Raw genomic sequence first — 16,690 nt, 5'->3', positions numbered from 1 at the left:
TCAGTGTTCGACTACAACCCAGCAGCTTGTTTGCCACTTTGAGATGAAAAAAATACCGCAAGAGCTTCAATATCCTGATCCGATAGCGCACTGGCATTCGCCTGCATAATAAAAGCGAAACCGCCTTTACGTTTACCGTCGCGATATGCCTTTAAGGCGTACTGCAAATACTCTTTATTTTGTCCGGCCAGATTAGGGTTGGTAGCCACCGGAGCTATACCAAATTCACCATGACAACCTAAACACTGCTGGGATAACACCTGACCTTTGGCATACAACTGCTCATTGCTGGCTGCTGAGTGTTGACTGAATGTAGCTGCGACTATCAGTAAAGCTAAAGCTGTTAAAATTTTCATCTTTGCCTCCCTACTCTTTCGATAAAAAGGCCACTTATCGTGGCCTTCTGCTATCAAGTTGCTGACCTGCTATTACTGGCCTTCTTTGGCATGGAACATTTCAGTGGCGTAAATCAAACCTAAGCCATAACCACCTGCATGTTCTTTGGCAATATCAGTCACAGCTTCGTAAGAGGCAGTGCGAGCCCAGTCACGTTGCAGCTCTAACATGTATTGCAGCCAGGTCACAGGACGGGCACCGGCCTGGATCATACGTAACACCGCCATATCGTGAGCTTCTTTGCTGACGCCACCAGAAGCATCAGTGACAAAATACACTTCGTAGCCTTCATCAATGGCCGACAGCACAGGGCCTACACCACAAACTTCAGTCCATAAGGCAGAAATCACAATTTTGTTCTTTTTGAATTTCTTCACCAGATCAGTCACCCGTTTGTCTTCCCATGTATTCATGGTGGTGCGGTCTATCGGAGTTTGCTCAGGGAATACTTTTTGTAATTCAGGGAAAATTGGACCGCTGAACGACTTAGCGGCCACTGTCGTCAGAATAGTTGGCACTTCAAAAGCCTTAGCCGCTTTAGCTAAACCAGTGACGTTATTACGCACTTCTTCAATGGTATGAGAACGTGTTGCAAAAGCCATTTGTGGTTGGTGGTCAATCAAAATCAGAGTGTGGTTGGTTGGTGTTAACAGCGTCTTGCCAGGCTCACCCGCTAAAGCAGGAGCACTGATAGCAGCAAACAAAGAAATACCAGCGATAACAGATTGTAAGGTTTTGTTTAATTTGAACATTTTAAAATTCCTTCTGGATGATTGAGTTTTGGTTTTGTTAATGGACGACTGCGTAACCAGTCCATGAGTCATATAATAGAGGAATAAAAAAGAATGAAAATTAGTGAAAAAAGCAACTTTCATTCTGTTTTGTGGAATTTTAAAATATAAAAAATAAGCTACCAGACAGAACTCAATTTGACGTCATTTTCACATTTACTGCTTTAAGCTCTGTGCCACACATGCTGGATCTCCGTTTCCCCAGGTAGAAAAACAGGAAAAAGTTATGGCGCAAACAAAAGGAAAAAAGACAATGTTGGCTATTGGTGTTGTGGTCGCTGGAGTAGCTGCGCTTTGGTATGGCGTATTTGGCTTAAAGCCTTACAGCTTAAGCGCAGAGCAGCTGACAGCACGTTATGCTTACCCTGTGAAACAGCAGGTGCAACTGGAGCTCAAAGAATTAACCCCACAAAGTTTTGAGTTCACCTATCAGAGCTTTGATGGCGTTACTGTTAATGGTCGTATTAGCTACCCACAAGATCCAAAAACAATTCAGAAACCGGTGCCAGTGCTGATTGGCGCTCATGCTATGGGGCGCAGTCAAATTCGCTGGTGGCAGGATCATTTCAAAACAAGCGCAACCTATGAGCAAACCGACAAAATCACCGCTATGGCACTAGAGAAGGGTTATGCGGTTGTGGCCATAGATGCCCGTCATCATGGCTTACGTAAAGACCCGGATCTGAGCATAGTGGATATTATTGATAATTTGCACTGGTGGGGAGAACGTGAGCCGTACGAAGCCATGCTGGTGGATACAGTCCGGGATCATCGTGTGTTGCTGGACTGGTTGGTACAGCAACCGATACTTGATAAAAACACTATTAAACTGGTGGGTTACAGCATGGGAGCGCAGGTTAGCTTGTTATTAGCTGGTGTCGACTCTCGTATTCAGAGTGTCGCTGCCATAGTGCCGCCCCATATGAACAGCACTACCGCAGTGGTAGCACCGCTTAATATGATGGCAGGTCTGGCAGACAATCAAGTGTGGCTTTTCACCGCAGATGACGATGAATACGCCAGCATCAAACAGAATCAACAGCTGTTTGATGCGTTGCCCAACGCAGATAAAAAGTTATTTCGCTTCGACAGTGGTCATCTGTTGCCAGCAGATTATGTAAATGACCTCGAGCCCTGGCTATAAACCAAAGCTCTTCCTGCCTGCATACATATACCCAAAGTAATTGGAGTTGCAGGGAGGCGACAAGAGCGTGAGACCCCAGGAGCATAGTAGTCCTATGTGACTGGGGCGAGGCTCGCAGTCAACAAAGCTGCAGCTTCAAGTACGAAGGGTATTAGTGACTAAACTGTAGCGCCGCCAAACGGGCATACAACTCACTGCTTTGCAGCAATTCGGTATGTGTGCCCTGAGCCACAATACGCCCCGCTTCCAGCACCACAATACGATCGGCTGCCAAGACTGTTGCCAGCCGGTGCGCTATCACCAAAGTAGTACGGTTTTGCGCCGCATTATCCAAAGCTTGCTGCACTTGTCGTTCGCTTTCAGCATCCAAAGCACTGGTGGCTTCATCCAGCAATAACACCGAAGGGTTACTTAAGATAGCTCGTGCTATGGAAATACGCTGACGTTGACCGCCGGATAAACGCACGCCTCGTTCGCCTAAATAAGTGTTGTAGCCTTCAGGTAACGCCAGAATAAAGTCATGAGCTGCTGCCATTTGCGCGGCTTGTTTTACTTCTTGCTCTGACGCTTCAGGGCGGGCATAACGGATATTATCCAGCACAGAACCTGCGAAAATCACAGTGTCCTGCAGCACTATGCCAAAAGGCTGGCGGGCATCTGTTAAGCGTAGGTCTTTTAAATCCATGCCGTTAAACTTCACCTGGCCTTGTTGTGGATCGTAAAAGCGCAGCAACAGCTGGAACAAAGTGGTTTTGCCTGCCCCTGAAGGGCCAACCAAAGCTATATGTTCACCGGGTTTAATCTGCAGTGAAAAATCCTGCAAGGCCAAAGTATCAGGCCGCGATGGGTAGCTGAAATTAACGCAGCTAAACTCAATACCACTGCCAGCCAGATTATGTTCAGGCACTACAAAAGGCAGAGGATCTGCTCTTTCAACCACAGGGGATTCTACATTGAGTAACTGCATTAAGCGCTCGGCCGCACCGGCTGCACGTTGTAAATCGCCCCAGACTTCAGCAATAGCGCCAATAGCACCAGCTGTTAGTACCGCATATAAAATAAACTGCGATAACTCGCCGCCTGTCATTTCATTGGCCAGCACCGCCTGAGCACCTAACCAGAGCACAAAAGAGATAGCGCCAAATACCAGCACTATCGCCACTAAAGTCAGCATAGAACGGGCGCGAATACGGGATAAAGCTGTGGTAAAGGCATTTTCGACCGAGTCGGTAAAACGCAAAGTTTCGCGTTGTTCCTGCCGATATGACTGCACTGTGGGGATAGCGTTTAACACCTCACCTGCTACAGCGCTGGCATCAGCAATACGATCCTGACTGTCACGCGACAGCTTACGAACTTTTCGGCCAAATAAGAAAATCGGCAAAATCACCAGCACCAGGGTAAGCAAAATATAAGCGGCTAATTTAACGCTGGTGACAAACAACATCACCAGTCCGCCGAGCAACAAGAAGGTGTTGCGTAAACCCATCGACAAACTGGTGCCCACCACAGCCTGAATTAAGGTGGTATCAGTGGTTAAACGCGACAATACCTCGCCGGTTTTAGTCAGTTCAAAAAACTGCGGGCTCATTTTCACTACATGGGCATAGACAGCACTGCGTAAATCCGCCGTGACCCGCTCACCCAGCCAGGATACATAATAAAACCGCAAAGCGGTGGCGACAGCTAAGACGACAGAAAGGCCAAACAACGCCAGAAAGTATTGATCGATGTGGCCAGCCTGATCGGTGGAAAAACCCGCGTCAATCAGATACCGAAAAGCTACTGGCAAAGTCAGAGTGGCCACTGCCGCTACTGTTAAAGCGATAAAAGTCAGCAACCAGCGGCTGGCATAAGGAGTTAAAAACGGAATTAAGCTAAAAAGCGGACCAATTTTTTTGGCTGGAGCCTGAACTTCAGTATCAGGCTCTGCTTCGGTAACAAGGGATGTGCTGCTCATGACTTATAAACCAGCCATCATACGCAGCACTATGCCAACGGCAGCACCTATCATCAGCACCAGCAAGGCGGCAAAACCAATGACAAAACCAGGGCCACGGCTTTTGGCGTCTTTAATATAACTGACAGCGTAATACAAACGGCCAACCAACCAGACCAAACCTACAAGCCCAGCCCAGACCGGACTGACATATTCACTGAATAACCAGAGTGCAGGCAAAAACAGCACCAGATGTTCCAGCGTATTCATCTGCACACGGAATATGCGCTCAAAATCCAGATTACCCGTGGTTGCAGGAGCAGCCACGCCATATTTTTTCCGCGCCATAGCAACGGCCATACAACTGTATAAAAACAATAAAAGTGCCAGCAAAGTGACAATAGCAGGAAGATGTAAAGCCATGATAAACCTTCAGTAAGGTAAGGCGGATTGCCTTTGAAGGTTATGGGGCTGCCGAGTGATAAATTCAACAGCCCCCTGAATGAACGTAGGGTGGATTCGCCGCAGGCAATCCGCCAAAGTGGATGGGGAATGGTCTGAGGTTCATGTTATGGTTACCGGTTCATGGTTCATGGTTCATGGTTCATGGTTCATGGTTCATGGTTCATGGTTCATGGTTCATGGTGCATCTTAAAGTGACTTGGGTATACACCTCAATTCAGTCTGTTTAACCTGAGCAGATCCCTGACCACTTCATAACCTGGGAAACAGGCGGTGATCAAAAGACCATAAGTTAAGCTTTTTTCCAACTGTAGTACTGTAAACAGGCTATTCAGCTCAGCTGGACCGGCCTGCAACAGAGGACCACTAAAAGCCAATACCACTAAAAACAGCGCAAAAGCTGCGTTGATTGCAATGCTGGTAAGCAACAGGCTGCGGTTCCAGATCCGTTGCTGTAACTGCCATAAACTCAGCAGCACAGACAGCACAATCACTGGGCTAAACCACTGCAACATCAATAAAGCCGTGTCAGTAAAGGTGACACTACGGGCAGCAAACTCCGCCGGATTCATCCATAGCGGATACCAAATAACAATGAGCAGAAAGATACAGGTCGCCAAATCGGTAAAGATGTCGGTCAGGCTAATATGCTGCCAGCCCAAGTCTGCTTTGGGTAACTGTTTAGGCGACCAGTCTTTGCCGGGGCAATTACCCAGCTTATGCCCTGTACCATTCACTGCAGCAAAACTAAGCACTATCACAGTAAAAGCAAAACAGGCATCAGCCATAAAACCAGCGGCCAGCTGCAACATAAAGCGAATTAAATTGCCATCACTGCTACCCATCCAATGGGTCGTAGCGCCGATCACCTGCAATACAAAAAGTACACCCAACACCATATACAAAGTGTGTTTTAGCAACGGCATATCTTCGGCTGCAACTAAAGCTTTTGGCGGAATAAACTGATAAGCCACAACTCTTGGCCGACCCATTTGCTTCAACACCGCGGCCACATCATCTTCTGATAACTGGCCCTGTTGTTCTTTAAGCGCATCGAGCTGGTCCATAATATTGGCATTCAGTTCACGGCCTATTTCCTGTCTTTTCGATTCAGGTAACTCGCGCTGCACCGCAGCTACATAACGTTCTACCAGTTCCATTATTCTGTCTCCCCGCTTTGATCTTGTGTTAACAAAGGATCCAAAGCCGAATTGAGTTGTAGCCATTCGTCGGTCAGTTGCAGCAGCAGCTCTTTGCCTTGCTCAGACAACAAGTAATAACGCCGCTCGCGGCCTTCGGCCTGTTGCCATTCGCTGTCCAGCAAACCTTGTTCAGCTAAACGCCGCACCAGCGGATACAAAGTGCCTTCGTCTATGTCGATGCCTCTGTCCTGCAATTGCTTTCTAAGCGAGTAGCCATAGTGTCGCTGCTTCAACGAAGCCAAGACAGCCAGTACCAGCACACCACGGCGCAGTTCCAGTCGCATTTTGTCCAGCTGTGAAGTGGTCATAAAAAATCCTGTATTCCGATATATCCATCGTACTTGAAGCCGCTGCTTTGTTGACTGCGCCATCTCGCCCCAGTTACATAGGTGAACTATGTTCCTGGGGACTCACAGACTGGTCGCCTCGCCGCAATTTCAAGGTACTTGGGTATAAACTATCGATACTGTGCCACGCACACTGTGTGTCACACAGCAAATACTAGGCGCGACACAGTAAGATCGCAAGCTTATTTTTTAATCAATAATTAAGTATTTTTGTAGGTTTTAATGACAGTGTCATTCTGTACACTGGCGTGTCATTATTATTTTTCAATTGGTTAGACGACGAGAAATCGAACTAAATCGTTGTTTCCCAGCGAAAATGCCTATGAGAGCCTGAAATCCTCACTCCCGATTTTTAGGAGACTGAATTGAGCTAAATAGGGATATTGTCAATATTTCTGAGCGTCCAAAGCTCACTACTTTAATCCAGTAGCTCATTGAGCAGATCTCATGAGAATCTTTGGAAGGACACTAAGAAAACCGAAGCATAATTTTCAGTTACGTTGGGAACTTCATTACAAACCTCCCCCGCGAATTTCCGAAAAGTCTGGAACCTGCCTATTGCTGACGATGGAAATAGCCTCAATCGAATTGCTGCTTTCCGATGAAAGCGCACTTAGTTGATTACAGCGCCTAAATATTGCGAAAGATTCAGCTCAATGCATTACCAAATATCGAAAAATGCATGCATTATTTAATATACGTTTTAATAGATCGGTTTCTGACTATAACTGTCTGGCCATTATCAATGGTCCACTACAGTATCGGCTCCTCCAGTTCCTTCGATAGATTTGCGCACTCAATAAACATAGGAACCTGTTCCCAGTGAATGTCACCTGGCACAATTTCCTGATTTATTTTTTCTATAATATTTTTTAGCTGAAGCTGTTTTGAGTAGTCGTGTTCACCTAATGACTTTTCACTTTTATATGACACTGAAAGGCCAAGAGTTTCGATTGCAAGATCTCTCAGGTTATTTTTAAATGTTTGATCAAGAATCCAACTGATATCCAAGATAGTAACCTGGATGTTATGCTTTTTAGTTAATTCATCCTCCAAACTAGCTCTAATGTTAGCTTTTGCGGCCCTGTTGGAAATATAAAACGCTCGCTTATATCCTCTATTGGTTCCAGATATTTTTTCTATATCTTTTCGGCACTTAGATTTCCAATCTTTTTGGGTGCTTACTGCGAAAGCCCAGCGTTCTTCATTTTCTTTTTTATTAATCCCCTCAAACCAAAGTTCACTTATTTGCTCCGCCACAGGGAAAGTCTGTGTATCAGTCTTTCCATCACCACCTGCAACTGGGCCAGTTTGCTGGAGTAGATTTGGACAAATCACTTTTTCACACAACTTCTTTGCAAATGCTTCAAAACTGAGTTCTTGGCTTCTCTCTCCCATAGTCGAGAGTAAATACTCGAGATAACTTCGATCGAGCTCTCCACTCTCGACCAAAACAGAGTCTGAAAATGCATGCGGTCGTCTATGCTTCATGTATTCTTTTGGCGACGTGAATTTGGTTTTCTGCATGATGTCCTTTGCCTGTTTCACTTTGATGTAATAATTCAGGTCTTACAGCCGGTTTGAAAAGTTGAGTATTTTTGGTCGCTACATTGGGCAAATTCACTGAGTAGAATGAAGTGACCAAAATTTCCGGTCCACAGCAGTCTTGAAAAATTATAAATAAACTTACAGGTGAAACACCTTAAGTCTCGGTTTCTCAAAAGAGACATGCTGAACGAGAACATTAACAAAAACTCTCGCGCGTCGTCGACTAAAAGCATTTTTACCATTAAGTCTTTCAAGGATTCTTTCCATTAGTCTTGCTATACCTACGACTACAAACTTGGCCTCCAGGTAGGCCACAAAGATGACTGTTGGAGCTACGATAAATATGATCAAAATTTCAGTTAAAGACGCCTGTCCGTAAAACTCCAATATTCCTGTGAGTGTAGCGCCTTCCTTTATTGAAAGTGTTGCTACAGTTGCGCATAGCATTAAGAACATTGCTAAAATTCTGGGCTTAGACTCGTCAGCAAATACACAGTCACCAAAATCTTTAATGCGCAAATCAGTTAAATCCCTATACCGCTCTCTGTATATGAGTGTTTTATCAATCATATCCGCAATGTCTAGGTATTCTGACTGTTTATAAGGTAAACACTTTTTAAGCCACATAGATTTTAATTTCCATAGCCTACCTTCACTTGTTCCCAAATACTCTTGGCTTCGTTTGACGGCCGCCGCGTCTTTATTCAGACTTAGTTTAGCCAGGCAAAAAAGAGTGACGAAAAAGCTTAGAATAAAAACTATAAAGAGAAATTTACGATTTGCGATGTACCAATCGACTTGAATTAATCCAAGCATTGATACCATTGAAAAGAAAGACAAAATTAACGCGAAGATAAAGCACCAAAACCATTTAGCCCTCAATGATACAACTCCAGCATAAGATTCAAATGTATCGTAATACTCGTTAATCGTTGTATGAATATTTCTCATTTTCTAAAGGTCCTTACTTCTGACCCAAATTATTAATCTACTTCGGGTATAAAGCTGCTAACGCAATCTATCTAGAGTCAATCTATCAAAATTATTCTTTGGCAGAGCCACTGATATCCAACATCTAGGTAGCAAACTGATTTGAAACAAAAGTGCCAAGACTGCCTCAACACTTTTGATACCCAATTGCACTAATGGGGCATTGAGCGCCAGTGCGAGCATACACTTTCCCATCGACCGAAACGGAAACGAGGGTAAGTGGTTACATGAACAACCTTTACTTTATTCATGGCTTTCCTCCAAATAAATGGGGAGGTAACTCTTGTTATGTGATGCAACTCAATATATTCTCAAGGCTGTCTAGGCGCTTTCGGAATATCCTGATTGGGATGAGACCTCCGGTAGTGTTCCCATAGAGTTTGCATTCTCGGCTTACTCTATACACATCACAAAAATAGGTATTGGCTAACGCCAATGCCTATTTTTCTTTTCGGACGCCCTTAAATGGCGATTTATCCGATGTCTTAACATCCATAAACTGACCAGTTTCTGTATCTCGCTTAACCCAGTGTCCGCTAGGTGTTTGGGTTTGAGATCGTCCAGTTACAGCTCCGTGACGGCGGTTATCGCCTGATTTACCATTAGTTGCCATACATATATCCTCACATTTCGTTAGATTAATCCTAACGATGTAAGCCTATTGTGTAAAATATACCTTGTCAAGATCTTTCCGTATGGTTATGTTAGATATATCATACGGCGCATTTTTATAGGGAGAGAACATCATGTCGCTAGCTGAAAGATTGAGATTACTAAGAGCGGATAAAAAGGCTTCCCTGCAAACGGTAGCGGATGCCGTTGGAATATCTAAGCCCCACGTTTGGGAGTTGGAGAAGGGAAAAACGCAAAACCCATCGTTTGAGTTGCTTAAAAGCTTTGCCGATTATTATGGTGTCACATTAGATCACTTGGCAGGAAATGAGGCAGGAAATTCCCGTTCCCAAAAATTAAATGCTATGTTTAGAAAAATTGATCAAGAAAATGCTTCAGAAGAGGATTTAAAAGTGATAGAACAGGCCATAGAAATGGCGTTATCACTGATAAAAAGTCATAAACAAGGATAGTATGCTCGCACTTGATTTAATGGAACTGACTGACTGCTTTACACCTGAAGAGCTTACCAAAAGTATTTTCAAGCAATGTCCTCATATAGTAGCTCCTGTTCCTGTAGAGGAAATTGCTCGAAGTACTGGTATTTTAAAAATCCAGCCCTTGCCGGATGTTTGCGAAAATATTGAAGGAATACTCCTAGCTGATAAAGAGAAGTCTTGTGGAGTAATATTTTTTAACGATAAACGTCCGATAGGACGACAAAGATTTAGTATCGGACATGAACTGGGTCATTTTCTTATACCTAGTCATGCCGGTGAGCAACGAGAGTGTTCATCAGTTGACCTCAGCAGGTATGATGGCAATGAGGAATCTGAAGCTAATGAGTTTGCGAAAAGACTACTCTTGCCAGAACATCTGTTACTCCCCGAACTTAAAGATAAAGTGCTCGATATAACTTTGCTCAATCAACTTGCAGATCTATTCCAAATGAGTTTTGAGGCAACGGCTAATGCAGTTATTCCGCTGAGTAATGAAGCCGTCGCAATAGTTTTTATCAAGGACCGCAAAGTTCGGTACAATTGGCGAAACTTCAGACACTTCAAACATAAGCTGAAGGTAAATAAAAACGATGATTTGCCCGAAAGCTACCAAGTATGTGCTTTAAAGCAAAACTCTACTTCAGATTTTGTTGAATTGGCAGTACATGATTGGCTAAACGTTAATATGGGCCCCCAATCGACATATTCACTTCATGGACAAACTTTTGTTCAAGAAAACGGCTTCTCAGCAATTTTGCTGAAGATAACTTCCCCAAGCTAATCCACAACAACATTTTGTGACTCTAACTCCTGAACTTGCTATCCAACGGTTTCTGAGAAAGTTCGCTGTTTATTTCATAGATTCTGAGAATGCTCCGTGAATAACAAATTCTCATAATTCACGGAGTAGCTTAGATTAAGAGTCCAGCCGATTTCACCATTTACGAGATCCCACATATTTGAAAAATAATAACATTTAGTTGTTTACCTAAAGGATCGCAGTGAAACAGCAGTGTTGCAGGCTTGGGAATTGAGCAACTCTTGCTCAGTCAGGAAATTCAAGTTAGGGTAAACTCACTATCTCTTTGAAGAATAATAAAATGTTTGAAACTCTGACCCAGATTGGTTTACCCATAGCACTGATTCTGATTATGACTGGCGTTGGTATGACGCTGCGGCCTGCCAACTTTAAGGAGGTTGCCCGTCAGCCCAAAGCATTTTTTGTCGGAGCTTTAGCGCAGTTATTACTCTTACCTGTTACGGCTTTACTGGTGATTTATCTTTTTGATCTGCAAGGTGAACTGGCTGTAGGTTTGTTTATTCTGGCTTTGTGTCCGGGTGGTACTACCTCCAATTTGTACAGTTACTTAGCCAAAGCTGATGTGGGTTTGTCAGTCGCTTTAACAGCTATGGTTGGATTTATCACGCCATTTTCGTTGCCACTGCTAAGCGTATGGGCGATAGAACACTTCCTCGGTGAAAACACCTCATTCCAACTGCCGTTGTTAAAAACCTGGCTGACCTTGATGATTGTCAGTGTTTTGCCTGTATTGCTTGGCATGTGGTTTAACTTTAAATGGCCTGAACGCTCAGCTCGTCTTCAACCCTTTATCAGCCGCTTTTCGGTGATTGTATTGGTGTTATTGATCATCAGCATAGCGACCGATCTGGGCGCGGATCTTTGGCTGTTTTTGGAAAAAACCGGACCTGCTGCTTTAGCTTTAAATCTGCTGACCATGGTTGCGGGTTATTGGTTAGGCCGGTTTTTACTGCAGCAGGAAAAACAAGCCAGAACCATTTGTCTTGAGGTCGGCCTGCAGAATGGCACGCTCGCTTTAATGATCACCACTGGTATTTTACAAAACACCGCCATGTCGATAGCCCCCAGCGTCTATAGCTTGCTGATGTTTGTGACGGCCAGTGTGTTTACGGTTTGGGTGTTACGCAAAGACGAATCCCGTCTTACTTGAAGCTGCAGCTTTGTTGACTGCCTGATTTTATTAAAAATAAGTTCGCCCCAGTCACATAGGACTACTATGCTCCTGGGGTCTCGCTCACTTGTCGCCTCGCTGCAACATCAATTAATTAGGGTTCGTTATCTGTGTGTTTTAAGCAAGCACCGAAGCCAAGGCTTTTTGCCAGCCGCTTAGCAACTGCTGGCGTTTATCTGCTGACATCTGCGGTAAAAACTGTTGCGCATCAGAGCTGAACTGCACGTCGGCCAGACTTTCAAACCAACCCAGTTGCACTGCTGCCAGCACCGAAGCGCCATAAGCTGAAGCTTCGTTTTGGCTGGGTTTGAGCACAGGCACATTCAGCACATCAGCCAGATGCTGGCATAACCAGTTGTTCGCCACCATACCGCCATCTATTTGCAATTGCTCTGCCTTGGCACCATCAGCCAGCATGGCAGCCAATAAATCAGCAGTTTGATACACCACAGCTTCCAGGGCGGCACGGGCTAAATGCGCTTTGCCTGTACCAAGCGTCATACCAACCAAAGCAGCACGCGCTTCAGGTTGCCAATGTGGTGCGCCTAAACCGGTAAAAGCCGGTACTAAATAGACACCACCGTTATCCGGCAGGCTTTGCGCCAAAGCTTCAGTTTCACTGGCTTGTTGAATAACGCCCAGTTGATCCCGCAGCCATTTCACCGCAGCACCAGCAACAAAAATGGCACCTTCCAACGCATAAAAAGTTTGGCCGTGCACAGTAAAAGCTACTGTGGTCAGTAATCTGTGTTTGGAGAATAATGGGCTACAACCAGTGTTTAATAAGGCAAAACAGCCTGTGCCATAAGTGCTTTTTAACGAACCCGCACTAATACAACCCTGACCTATAGCCGCAGCTTGTTGATCGCCCACCAGCGCCAGCACAGGCAAAGCCAAACCAAATAAGCGGGTATCACACAAGCCATAGCTATCAGCGCTTTGTTTTACCTGCGGCAGAATCTGCTCCGGCACGCCAAACAACTGCAGCAGTTCTTTATCCCAATTTAAGCTTTGAATATTCAGTAATAAAGTACGACTGGCATTGGTGGTGTCTGTAGCGTGCACTTGCCCCGATGTTAAACGCCAGAGCAAAAAACTATCGATAGTGCCAAAGGCTAATTCATTGTCGGCCAGCGCCTGCTGCACATCGGCATTGTTGCGCAGTAACCACTGAATTTTGCTGGCGGAAAAATAAGGGTCGAGCAGCAAACCGGTTTTTTGCTGCACCCACTCTTCATGGCCCTGATCTTTAAGCTGCTGGCAATAGTCTGCTGTTCGTCTGTCCTGCCAGACAATAGCTGGTGCCAGCACTTGATCTTTGGCTTTATGCCAAAGCACAGTAGTTTCGCGCTGATTGCTGATGCTCACGCCCAAGACTTCAATACCCAGCTGCACCGCCTGCGCTAACACCTGCCGACAGACCTTCAGCACAGACAACCAAATCAGCTCTGCGTCTTGCTCTACCCAACCTTGCTCTGGATAGACACAATCCAGCTCCTGCTGCGCTACAGCCAATACCTTGCCATCGCGGTTAAATAACAAAGCCCGGCTGGATGAGGTGCCCTGGTCTATAGATAAAATCGCTTGCTGGCGCATAGATGGCTCTTAGAATAGTGTGGATAGCTCTAGCCTAACTGGGCCTGATGCAGTTGGGAAGAGGTAAGAATGGGCTGTTCTGGCATCCCGAAGATGAGCTGTCATAGTTTGTGGCAATAGAACTAACTCATAGCTTCTTTCTGGTGAAGACTATAAAGACATTCACAAGCTCTAATCTTTTGGCAGCACCAATAAACGCTCGCTTCGCCAGACTCGGATCACACTGATGTCGCCTGCCGCTCGCAGATAAACCAGCCGAAAAGGTGGGTGGATTAATTCTCTGATATGCTCCTGATTAAATTCAGGAACTTTGCGCCCAGAATCAGGATGGTTCAGTAATTGCTCTGTAAGCCTCAGGATATCCCTGACAAAACGGACTCCAATTTCAGGTACACCCAATTCAGAATAGTGGGTTTTAATGTTCTGCAAATCCTTTAAAGCAGAACGGGAAAAACTAACTTTCACTCTTCAACACCCAAAAGTCTGCGGGCTTCATCCAGACTGACTGTATTACCTTCACGAATATCAGCTAAGCCTTGTACCACGGCTTTTACAAACTGTAATTCTTCCGCTGTTTTTTCATAGTCATCCAGCCCTTGAACCACAGCTACACCGCGCCCTCTGCTGGTCAGAAGAATGGGTCTGTGCGTATCGTTGGTGCGCCCCACTACCTTGCCTGGATTTATTTTCAGATCGGATAACGGGATCACATCTTCAGAAAATTTTGTATACATAGCGAAAAACCTCGGATGGGCAGAAGACCTAACTAACAGCACCTGTTTACTGGTGCGGTTAAGAATAGCATTAGTGAACAAAATCCGACAACAAGATAGCCATAACCCAAGATTAGACTATCCGGTTGTCATTCAAAAAACACGGCGACCCGAAGGCCGCCGTAGTTGTATCTCCACAAGTTACTTCCAACAACAGAGCGATCACATAGTCAGATCAAACCGATCCAGCGTCATCACTTTGCTCCAGGCGGCGACAAAGTCTTTAGTAAACTTCACTTTGCCATCATTAGCGGCATAAATCTCGGCAATAGCACGCAGTTCTGAATGCGAGCCAAATACCAGATCCACTGGGGTGGCTGTCCATTTCAATTTACCGGTTTTGCGATCCACACCTTCGTACAGGCCTTCAGTTTTAGCCGACTTACGCCACTCTGTGGACATATCCAGCAAATTGACAAAGAAGTCGTTGCTTAAAGTGCCAGGTTTGTTGGTAAATACGCCCTGTTTTGCACCGCCTGTATTGGCATCCAGCGCACGTAAACCACCGATCAGCACTGTCATTTCCGGCACGCTTAAGGTCAGCAGATTAGCTTTATCCACCAAAGCTTCGGCTGGAGATAAACTCGCATCTTTACCATAATAGTTGCGGAAACCATCAGCTTGCGGCTCCAGCATAGCGAAGGATTCCACATCAGTTTGCGCCTGACTTGCATCAGTGCGGCCCGGTGTAAATGGCACTTCCACTGTGATGCCCCCCGCTTTAGCGGCTTGCTCTACCGCAGCACTGCCAGCCAGCACAATCAAATCGGCCAACGAGACTTTTTTCCCACCCTTTTGGGCTTTATTAAAGTCCTGCTGAATACCCTGCAGTTTTTTCAGTACCTTGCCCACTTCAGCCGGATTATTGACCGCCCAGTCTTTTTGGGGTGCTAAGGTCAAACGAGCACCATTGGCACCACCGCGTAAATCAGTACCACGGAAGCTGGCAGCTGCCGCCCAACTGGTGCGAACCAGCTCCGGCACTGTTAAACCTGATGACAGCACTTTGGCTTTCAGCGCTTTGATATCCTCTGCATTGACCAATTCATGATCCACAGCGGGCACAGCGTCCTGCCAAATCAGCGTTTCAGCTGGCACTTCAGAGCCCAAATAACGCACTTTAGGCCCCATATCGCGGTGAGTTAATTTAAACCAGGCTTTGGCAAACGCCAGTTCAAACTCCTTGGGGTTTTCTTTAAAGCGTGTGGTGATTTTGCGGTATTCAGGATCTTCCTTCAGCGCTAAGTCTGTGGTGAACATAATAGGCGCATGACGTTTGGTTTTATCATGTGCATCCGGCACTAAATTCGCGGCCTGACCATCTTTAGGGATCCACTGGGTGGCTCCAGCCGGGCTTTTGGTTTTGACCCAGTCAAAGGCGTACAGGTTATCCAGATACTGAGTGGTCCAGGCTATGGGGTTGACTGTCCAGGCGCCTTCTAAACCCGAAGTGACTGTATCTTCCGAATGGCCTTTGCCACATTTGTTTTTCCAGCCAAAACCTTGCTCTTCCAAACCAGCAGCAGCTGGCTCTTTACCGACACAGTCTTCAGGTTTATGCGCCCCATGCGCTTTCCCAAAAGTATGGCCACCCGCTATTAAGGCCACTGTTTCTTCGTCGTTCATCGCCATACGGCCAAAGGTTTCGCGAATATCTTTGGCGGCAAGTAAAGGATCAGGATTACCATTTGGCCCTTCCGGATTGACGTAAATCAGGCCCATTTGCACAGCAGCCAGAGGTTTTTGCAGCTTGCGATCCCCGCTGTAGCGCTTGTCATCCAGCCACTTGGTTTCAGGCCCCCAATAGACAATATCGGCTTCCCAATCGTCAGTGCGGCCACCGGCAAAACCAAAGGTTTTAAAGCCCATAGACTCCAGCGCCACATTACCTGTTAACACCATTAAATCAGCCCATGAAATTTGCCGGCCATATTTTTGTTTAATGGGCCAGAGCAAACGCCGCGCTTTATCTAAATTGACGTTATCAGGCCAGCTGTTTAAAGGCTCAAACCGCTGCTGCCCGCCACCAGCCCCACCCCGACCATCAGCTACACGATAAGTACCGGCACTGTGCCAGGCCATACGAATAAAAAACGGCCCATAATGGCCATAATCCGGCGGCCACCAGTCTTGTGGCGTGGTCATAATTTTAGTGATATCTGCTTTAACAGCTTTTAAATCCAGCTTTTTAAATTCTTCGGCATAGTTAAAGCCTTGATCCATAGGGCTGGATTCCACCCCATGCTGACGCAAAGGCGCCAGATCCAGTTGTTCAGGCCACCAGAACTGGTTGCCCTTATTCATACTTTCTGCATTGGCTATAGGTGTAGTTAAAGCTATCGAAACGGCGACTGCTAAAGCCGATAGTAATGTTGTTTTCCGTTGAAGCATATGCGCTC

Annotated in this window: 16 protein-coding genes; 4 read left to right on the top strand and 12 right to left on the bottom strand. The window is 45.7% G+C overall.

The window, feature by feature from the left end:
* Nucleotides 1–11: 11 nt before the first annotated feature.
* Nucleotides 12–356 (bottom strand): c-type cytochrome, encoded by a 345-nt coding sequence (locus OM978_RS03490; RefSeq protein WP_264345540.1) that lies wholly within the window; start codon nt 354–356, stop codon nt 12–14.
* Nucleotides 357–428: 72 nt separating this feature from the next.
* Nucleotides 429–1,148, bottom strand: coding sequence for a hydrolase (locus OM978_RS03485; protein WP_264345539.1), 720 nt, complete (start codon nt 1,146–1,148; stop codon nt 429–431).
* Nucleotides 1,149–1,413: 265 nt separating this feature from the next.
* Between OM978_RS03485 and OM978_RS03480 the strand changes: the two genes are divergently transcribed.
* A complete protein-coding gene (locus OM978_RS03480; protein WP_264345538.1) occupies nt 1,414–2,331 on the top strand; it encodes an alpha/beta hydrolase family protein in 918 nt (305 codons plus the stop codon).
* A 151-nt stretch (nt 2,332–2,482) separates the two neighbouring features.
* Here the strand turns inward: OM978_RS03480 and OM978_RS03475 are convergent, their stop codons facing one another.
* The 6 genes from OM978_RS03475 to OM978_RS03450 form a co-directional block, all read right to left on the bottom strand.
* Nucleotides 2,483–4,291 carry an ABC transporter transmembrane domain-containing protein gene (locus OM978_RS03475; RefSeq protein ID WP_264345537.1) on the bottom strand — a complete coding sequence of 603 codons (1,809 nt, stop codon included), beginning with the start codon at nt 4,289–4,291 and terminating at the stop codon, nt 2,483–2,485.
* A 3-nt stretch (nt 4,292–4,294) separates the two neighbouring features.
* Entirely contained in the window at nt 4,295–4,693 is a 399-nt protein-coding gene (locus tag OM978_RS03470; RefSeq protein ID WP_264345536.1) for an MAPEG family protein, read from the bottom strand.
* A gap of 251 nt (nt 4,694–4,944) precedes the next feature.
* Entirely contained in the window at nt 4,945–5,892 is a 948-nt protein-coding gene (locus OM978_RS03465) for an HAAS signaling domain-containing protein (protein ID WP_264345535.1), read from the bottom strand.
* Nucleotides 5,892–6,242, bottom strand: coding sequence for a PadR family transcriptional regulator (locus OM978_RS03460; RefSeq protein ID WP_264345534.1), 351 nt, complete (start codon nt 6,240–6,242; stop codon nt 5,892–5,894). The genes OM978_RS03465 and OM978_RS03460 overlap by 1 nt, the downstream gene beginning before the upstream one ends.
* Nucleotides 6,243–7,034: 792 nt before the next feature.
* The gene (locus OM978_RS03455; RefSeq protein WP_264345533.1) at nt 7,035–7,808 is read right to left on the bottom strand and encodes a hypothetical protein; all 774 of its coding nucleotides are present in this window, start codon (nt 7,806–7,808) and stop codon (nt 7,035–7,037) included.
* 159 nt (nt 7,809–7,967) lie between these two features.
* On the bottom strand, nt 7,968–8,780 hold the full coding sequence (locus OM978_RS03450; RefSeq protein ID WP_264345532.1) for a hypothetical protein: 813 nt from the start codon (nt 8,778–8,780) through the stop codon (nt 7,968–7,970).
* A 785-nt stretch (nt 8,781–9,565) separates the two neighbouring features.
* On the opposite strand from OM978_RS03450, the gene OM978_RS03445 reads away from it, so the two are divergent.
* From OM978_RS03445 to OM978_RS03435, 3 genes are all read left to right on the top strand, one after another.
* A complete protein-coding gene (locus OM978_RS03445) occupies nt 9,566–9,904 on the top strand; it encodes a helix-turn-helix domain-containing protein (protein WP_068068063.1) in 339 nt (112 codons plus the stop codon).
* Between the two features lies 1 nt (nt 9,905).
* Nucleotides 9,906–10,712 (top strand): ImmA/IrrE family metallo-endopeptidase, encoded by an 807-nt coding sequence (locus OM978_RS03440; protein WP_264345531.1) that lies wholly within the window; start codon nt 9,906–9,908, stop codon nt 10,710–10,712.
* Between the two features lie 319 nt (nt 10,713–11,031).
* Nucleotides 11,032–11,901 (top strand): bile acid:sodium symporter family protein, encoded by an 870-nt coding sequence (locus tag OM978_RS03435; RefSeq protein ID WP_264345530.1) that lies wholly within the window; start codon nt 11,032–11,034, stop codon nt 11,899–11,901.
* A gap of 138 nt (nt 11,902–12,039) precedes the next feature.
* Here the strand turns inward: OM978_RS03435 and glpK are convergent, their stop codons facing one another.
* From glpK to katG, 4 genes are all read right to left on the bottom strand, one after another.
* Nucleotides 12,040–13,518: a glycerol kinase GlpK gene (gene glpK / locus OM978_RS03430; protein WP_264345529.1), complete on the bottom strand. Its 1,479-nt coding sequence runs from the start codon at nt 13,516–13,518 to the stop codon at nt 12,040–12,042.
* A 171-nt stretch (nt 13,519–13,689) separates the two neighbouring features.
* Nucleotides 13,690–13,983, bottom strand: a complete 294-nt coding sequence (locus OM978_RS03425; RefSeq protein ID WP_264345528.1) for a type II toxin-antitoxin system RelE/ParE family toxin — start codon at nt 13,981–13,983, stop codon at nt 13,690–13,692.
* The gene (locus OM978_RS03420; RefSeq protein ID WP_264345527.1) at nt 13,980–14,252 is read right to left on the bottom strand and encodes a type II toxin-antitoxin system Phd/YefM family antitoxin; all 273 of its coding nucleotides are present in this window, start codon (nt 14,250–14,252) and stop codon (nt 13,980–13,982) included. Before OM978_RS03420 ends, OM978_RS03425 begins: the two co-directional genes overlap by 4 nt.
* Nucleotides 14,253–14,453: 201 nt before the next feature.
* On the bottom strand, nt 14,454–16,682 hold the full coding sequence (gene katG / locus OM978_RS03415; RefSeq protein ID WP_413690885.1) for a catalase/peroxidase HPI: 2,229 nt from the start codon (nt 16,680–16,682) through the stop codon (nt 14,454–14,456).
* Nucleotides 16,683–16,690 lie beyond the last annotated feature (8 nt).

The sequence above is a fragment of the Rheinheimera sp. MM224 genome, assembly GCF_947090785.1.
Lineage (GTDB): Bacteria > Pseudomonadota > Gammaproteobacteria > Enterobacterales > Alteromonadaceae > Pararheinheimera.
The sequence above is the reverse complement of the archived record's forward strand: the minus strand, read 5'-3'. Positions and strand labels throughout refer to the sequence as shown.